Raw genomic sequence first — 347 nt, forward strand, 5'->3', positions numbered from 1 at the left:
ACTTGGACGAGCTCAACGGAAAGATTGTGGGCTTGGTCGACGCGATCAACACCTCCGTGCCGTTTCGCAGTCAGCAGTCAAGCCGCAGGGATCTCTTTGAAGCACACGAACAGCGTCTGCTTGCCGATCTGCCGGCAACCCCGTGGCAGCACACCGAGTGGAAGCGTGCGAAAGTAGCCCCTGATTTCCATATCACGGTTGCAACGGTGCGCTACTCCGTCCCGCATCAGCTTGTTGGCCGCACTGTCGATGTGCGCATCACCGGGCAAGTCTTGACCGTCTTTGACCAGGGGACAACCGTGGCAACCCACCGGGTTTCGCATAAGCGTGGGGCCTATGTCACTGAC

Annotated in this window: 1 pseudogene; it reads left to right on the top strand. The window is 59.1% G+C overall.

The annotated features are described in order from the left end of the window. Positions 1-347, top strand: a pseudogene (locus HMPREF2932_RS09265) (IS21 family transposase); the annotation flags it as partial.

Source organism: Corynebacterium sp. HMSC074H12 (assembly GCF_001813755.1).
Lineage (GTDB): Bacteria > Actinomycetota > Actinomycetes > Mycobacteriales > Mycobacteriaceae > Corynebacterium > Corynebacterium hiratae.